Annotated in this window: 2 protein-coding genes; one reads left to right on the forward strand and one right to left on the reverse strand. The window is 71.2% G+C overall.

The genetic code is table 11. The annotated features are described in order from the left end of the window. Positions 1–736, reverse strand: a 736-nt coding sequence (locus G3N93_RS38635) for a (Fe-S)-binding protein (protein ID WP_206135397.1), incomplete at its 3' end; no start/stop codon positions are given. A gap of 134 nt (positions 737–870) precedes the next feature. Between G3N93_RS38635 and G3N93_RS38640 the strand changes: the two genes are divergently transcribed. Then, positions 871–1,587: a FadR/GntR family transcriptional regulator gene (locus G3N93_RS38640; protein WP_206135398.1), complete on the forward strand. Its 717-nt coding sequence runs from the start codon at positions 871–873 to the stop codon at positions 1,585–1,587. The last annotated feature ends 314 nt before the right edge of the window (positions 1,588–1,901 follow it).

Below are 1,901 nucleotides of genomic sequence, written 5' to 3' on the forward strand. Positions count from 1 at the left end.
TGTGCTCGACCGGCAGCGGCGCGCCGGCCTTGTCGGCCGCGTGGCCGATGTTCAGCAGGCAGCCGCCGTCGGCGGACACGAGCCGGTCGCAGCCCGTCGCGCAGGCCGACGCGACCTTGTCGCGCACCATCGCGCCGGAGATGTCCGGATGTTTCAGCGAAAACGTGCCGCCGAAGCCGCAGCATTCGGATTCGCGTTCGTGTTCGATGCGCGTCACGCCCGGCAGCGCGTCGACGAGTGCGACGCCGTGCACGCGGGTGCCCATTTCGCGGCGGGCCGCGCACGACGTATGCAGCACCACGCGCTCGTCGGCGCCGGCCGGTGCGGCGAACGCATCGAGCCGCACGTCGAGCACGTGTACGAGGAATTCGGTGAGTTCGTAGGTGCGTTCCGCAATCGCGCGGGCCTTGGGGCCGTGGACGGGATCGTCGGCGAACAGCGCCGGCCAATGGTGCCGGATCATGCCGCCGCACGAGCCGGACGGCACGATCACGGGCCACGGTTGCGCGAACAGGTCGAGCTGCGCGGCCGCGACGCGGCGCGCTTCGTCGGGATTGCCGCTGCTGTAGGCCGGCTGCCCGCAGCAGCTCTGGCCGCGCGGATAGTGGACGGTCAGGCCTTCGCGTTCCAGCAGGCGGACCGCGTCGAGCCCGGCTTCGGGGACGAACAGGTCGACCAGGCAGGTCGCGAACAGGTAGACGTGCGCGGGGGCGGCGGGGTACTGCCTTGGGTTCATGTCTCGCTCCAGAGGCGACGGCCCGGCATGCGGATGCGGGACGACGATTTCGCTGCATAATTCCCGCGACGGCGCCGCAGCTCAAATTGGTTGGGCCAATCGGCACGGCACGCATTCGGCAGGGAGACGCGACGATGGCAGCGATGACGGCACGGGGCCGGACCGAAGTGGTGATGCGCAAGATCGAGACGGCGCTGCTCGACGGCACGTGGTCGGCCGGCGCGCGCCTGCCGGCCGAGCGCGTACTCGCGCAGGAATACGGCGTCGCGCGCAATACGGTGCGCGAGGCGACCCAGCGGCTCGTCGCGCGCGGGCTGCTGCAGAGCCGGCGCGGCGCGGGCGTCTACGTGACCGACCAGTTGCGTGCCGGCATCGCGTCACCGTGGGGCCAGCTGGTCGCCGATCATCCGGCGCTGCGCGACGACATCCTCGAGTTCCGCCGCGTGCTCGAAGGCGCGACCGCCTATTTCGCCGCGCTGCGCGCCGATGCGAACGACCGCCGCCGGATCCGTGCGCTGCTGCGCGAGCTCGAAACCGCACACGCGAACGGCGCCGCGGCCGTCGAAGCCGCGACCGACGCGAAGCTGCACGAGGCGATCGCGCTCGCGTCGCACAACACGATGTTCCTGCACCTGCATACGAGCGTGATCGGGATGCTGCGCGAGCACATCTCGATCAACGTGGCGGGCATGACGACGCACGACGAGCAGGCGTCCGAGCTGCTGTTGCTGCAGCACCGCGTCGTGTGCGACGCGATCTGCGCGCAGCGGCCCGAGGAGGCGCGCACCGCGATGCAGACGCATATCGACTACGTGCGCAGCCATTTCGAGCGCAGCGGCGATGGAGCCTGATATTGGTTGGGCCACTTCAACGTGCGGCCCGTCTCGCGGCGGCCTCCGGTGCGGCTGGGCATCGACGCCCGGCAGGCGGGTGCGCGCGCGCGGTTCGAAGCCGCCGGCGCCGCCCGCGCGATTGACCGGTTCATCGAGCGCCCACTAGAATCGGCCGGAACCGCGCGCCAGCCGCGCGCCGCGGCGCATGTGGGCCCTTTGTTCCGCCAGTCGAGGAAGTTTCCGTGTTCACCTCTTTGATCCGGCGCGCACCGGCCGCGCTGTCGTGGCGCGCCGCATGCCGCCCGGCCCGCGTACTGGCCGCCGGCGTACTG

The organism is Burkholderia sp. Se-20378 (assembly GCF_017104665.1).
In the GTDB taxonomy this organism is placed as follows: domain Bacteria; phylum Pseudomonadota; class Gammaproteobacteria; order Burkholderiales; family Burkholderiaceae; genus Burkholderia; species Burkholderia lata.

Bases quoted from the DNA above. Each gene is read 5' to 3' on its own strand.
- G3N93_RS38640 (WP_206135398.1), top strand. From the start codon at position 871: ATGGCAGCGATGACGGCACGGGGCCGGACCGAAGTGGTGATGCGCAAG.